Source organism: uncultured Cetobacterium sp., assembly GCF_947039425.1.
Taxonomy (GTDB): Bacteria; Fusobacteriota; Fusobacteriia; order Fusobacteriales; family Fusobacteriaceae; genus Cetobacterium_A.
In genome coordinates this window covers 1-3,086 of sequence record NZ_CAMQYW010000238.1, presented here as the reverse complement: position 1 = coordinate 3,086, position 3,086 = coordinate 1, and the positions used below count along the sequence as shown (strand labels likewise).

General features: G+C 27.0%; 7 protein-coding genes. All 7 read left to right on the top strand.

Going from position 1 to position 3,086, the window contains the following annotated elements; genetic code table 11:
- Positions 1-101 precede the first annotated feature (101 nt).
- The 7 genes from Q0V09_RS09800 to Q0V09_RS09770 all read left to right on the top strand — a co-directional run bounded on the left by Q0V09_RS09800 (position 102) and on the right by Q0V09_RS09770 (position 3,057).
- Positions 102-284: a hypothetical protein gene (locus Q0V09_RS09800; RefSeq protein WP_297489060.1), complete on the top strand. Its 183-nt coding sequence runs from the start codon at positions 102-104 to the stop codon at positions 282-284.
- Positions 285-287: 3 nt separating this feature from the next.
- Positions 288-695 carry a hypothetical protein gene (locus tag Q0V09_RS09795; RefSeq protein ID WP_297489058.1) on the top strand — a complete coding sequence of 136 codons (408 nt, stop codon included), beginning with the start codon at positions 288-290 and terminating at the stop codon, positions 693-695.
- Between the two features lie 257 nt (positions 696-952).
- Positions 953-1,099, top strand: coding sequence for a hypothetical protein (locus Q0V09_RS09790; protein ID WP_297489054.1), 147 nt, complete (start codon positions 953-955; stop codon positions 1,097-1,099).
- A 71-nt stretch (positions 1,100-1,170) separates the two neighbouring features.
- Positions 1,171-1,662 (top strand): hypothetical protein, encoded by a 492-nt coding sequence (locus Q0V09_RS09785; protein ID WP_297489051.1) that lies wholly within the window; start codon positions 1,171-1,173, stop codon positions 1,660-1,662.
- A complete protein-coding gene (locus tag Q0V09_RS09780) occupies positions 1,655-2,122 on the top strand; it encodes a YkgJ family cysteine cluster protein (protein ID WP_297489048.1) in 468 nt (155 codons plus the stop codon). The genes Q0V09_RS09785 and Q0V09_RS09780 overlap by 8 nt, the downstream gene beginning before the upstream one ends.
- A 74-nt stretch (positions 2,123-2,196) precedes the next feature.
- Positions 2,197-2,838, top strand: a complete 642-nt coding sequence (locus tag Q0V09_RS09775; RefSeq protein ID WP_297489045.1) for a hypothetical protein — start codon at positions 2,197-2,199, stop codon at positions 2,836-2,838.
- Positions 2,839-2,856: 18 nt separating this feature from the next.
- A complete protein-coding gene (locus Q0V09_RS09770; protein ID WP_297489042.1) occupies positions 2,857-3,057 on the top strand; it encodes a hypothetical protein in 201 nt (66 codons plus the stop codon).
- Positions 3,058-3,086 lie beyond the last annotated feature (29 nt).

Genomic DNA, 3,086 nt, shown 5'->3' with positions numbered 1-3,086 from the left:
TGTTGAGTGTGAGGATATATTAGGAGATGTAGATATTATCAATGGAGATGTGGATGCAGAAAAAATTAAAGGAAATGTAAAAACAGTCAACGGAGATATTAATGGATAAATACAAGTTTAAAAAAGGCGATAAAGTGCTTATAGAGAGAGTTGACGATATACAGCTTTCTAGTTGGCACAAAAAAGGATATATATATGAAATATCAGTTGTAACAGAAGATAACTTTTGTGTTATGACTTGTGGGACTGGAGTATATGCTCACAGATTGGAAAAGGTAGGTTAAGAAATGAATGTAACTACAATATGTAAATTAATAGAAGATAAAAAAATAGTTTCTATAGATGAATACCATGAGAAAATATATTGGGATGGAAATATTATTGATAAAGAAGATCTTATTATTTTAATTAAAGATTCTTTTGAAAACAATAAAGAAATTTCTAATTATGTTGCAGCAGCAGTTCCAATTGAGAATTTTGTTAAAGTTGATTTAGAAAGAGTAATAGAAGAAAAATGTGAAGATGGATACGAGGATATGAAGGACTATTTCGATTACTATGACGAAAAGCTTATAGAAGCTCAAAGATTGATAAATGAATGGTTAGATGATCATTCATGGCATAACACTGTACACTACGAAGGAACAGCTTTTTTAATTGATATACAACCCCTTATTGATAAATATAGAAAGTAAAAAAAGGAGAGGTAAAACCTCTCCTTTTCTAATGCTCAAATAAAAGAACTACTGGGAATAGTTACTTATATTATATTATCGAAAAAAAGAATTGTCAAAACACGACACGCGTGTCTGGAGACAAAAGGGAGTGATAAACATGATTATTTTTAAATTTAGATTTACTGCAGGTGATACTTATAGAATCTAAATTATTGAAACTTATGACTATTGTTGAAGAAAAAACATTATCTAATAGATTTGGAGGTGCTTTCATTATGAATATAAAATTAAACTATTCTGAATGTGAGGATTTAAAATTGTATTGTAAAACTCTACTAAATGGAGAATACAAAAAATACTCAAAACCAATAGGCAAAATTAAAAAAGTTTTTTCTAAATATAACATCAAGCTCCCTAATTAATTGGGTTTGTGAAAGATTGTGAAAAATGGTACAATATTACTTCGCATAAAAAAAATACTAGGAGTGTGTGAATGAAATTAATTTGTAAGGACTGTAATGACTATAATCGTTATAGTGGTTTTAAAAAAATAGAGAAAAAAATGAAAAATCTAAGTTCTATTAGATGTTGTTGTTGTGGAACTTTAGGAATAAAAAAAATTCCAAAATCTCATATAATGTATGAACGTTATAAAGATGTTGATACAACTCACATTATAGGTAACAATAACATAGATAGAAATAAAGTAAATGTTCCGTCAACTATAAGTAAATTTAACTCTAAAAATGGAGAAGGAATGTGGTGTTGTGGAATAACTGAAGACGATAGAAACAAGCTTAATGATGATAATTATTTTGGATTGGCTACTGTTGTTATACTTAATGACTGCTTTGAACATCTAACAGATTTATTATATCTGGATGTTATTGATGTTCAGTGCAATGGATCTAAAAGAGCTACTATAACTAAAGAATTCTTTGACTACTTAAACAAAGATATTGTTTTGGAGGGAGAAGATGAATAAAAAATTAATAACAAGTAATGAATATATAGGTAGATTCCAAAATAAACAAAAGATAATTGACTTCTCTGATGAGAAAGGAAATTGTAACGGATGTAATGATTGTTGCGGGTTATTTGCTCCAATTTCAAAAGAAGAATTAATTATTCTTAAAAGAAAAATGAATAAAAAATTAATAAAAAAATACGAAAACATAGTTATCAATAAAGCTACTCTTATTGATATGACTTGTATGTTTGCTGATAAAGAAAAAGGATGTTTAGTATATAATCTAAGACCTGATATCTGTAAACATTTTCATTGTAAACCAGGACATGCAGACTTTAGTGTTGTGATGAATATGAAAAGAAATTCATTTGAATATTTCATAGCAGATGTTCTACCAGAATGTGAGTTTAAAGACTACGTTAATGCCATAAGAGGTAAAATGTTTTCAAACAATGATAAGTTACTAGGCAGATAATAATAATAATAGAGACTCTTTTTAAAGGGTCTCTTTTTTTTGCAAAAAAATAAATTTTTTAAGGAGAAATAATAATGAATAAAATTATAAATAAATTTAAATCAACTAAATCAGAGGAAGTAATATTAGCAGTTTATGAAAACAAAAGATTTATAGAACATATATTTTGTGCAACACTAAAGGATAGAAAGAAAGCAATTAAGCTATATACAGATTATTCTGAATATGGGAATTGTTACTCAATTAAAGACTTTCTTTTCAAGACTTGTAGAAAAAATTCTTTAATTGGTAAATTCGAAAGAATACCTGATTCTAAAATTGGGAATACTCCTATAGAGATATTTAGATTTAAAAAAACAATCCCTGATGTTCCTGTAGAAGATAAAGTTTTTAGAATTCCAGGGAGATTAGTAAAAGCATTTAAAATAGATCCTACAAAATTAGAAGAAATTTTTTACAGCTATGGTGAAAATGACCTTGATTTAATCTTAAAAAATAACGATATAAAAGAACCTGAAAATCTAAAGCCTGTATGCTTGAAAAAGATTAGAGATAACTTTAATGGTGAGTTTAAAGCTGATAAATCTTTATATAGCAATCTATCAAGAATTATAAAAAAAGATGTTGATGATTTTAAAGAAAGTACAATTGATTTCACGAAAGGGTCAATATTGTGTTGTTGTGAAGATGATGAAGATTTATTTGGTGATTTATAATTAGAAAAGGAGAGAGAGATGATTTTAGATAATTACAAAATAATAACTAGAAATAAAGTTAGTGAAGAAATGTTTTTTAAATTTGCAAAATTAGTGAAAACAATGGAAGAGAAAAGGGACTGTAATGGTCCTGTTTACACCATTGAAGAAGCCAAACCTTTTATGTACAGGCTGGAAAACACACTTGATGAAAATGATATCTATTATTTTCTCTTGTAATGGATATCACTATTTGTTATAATTTAATT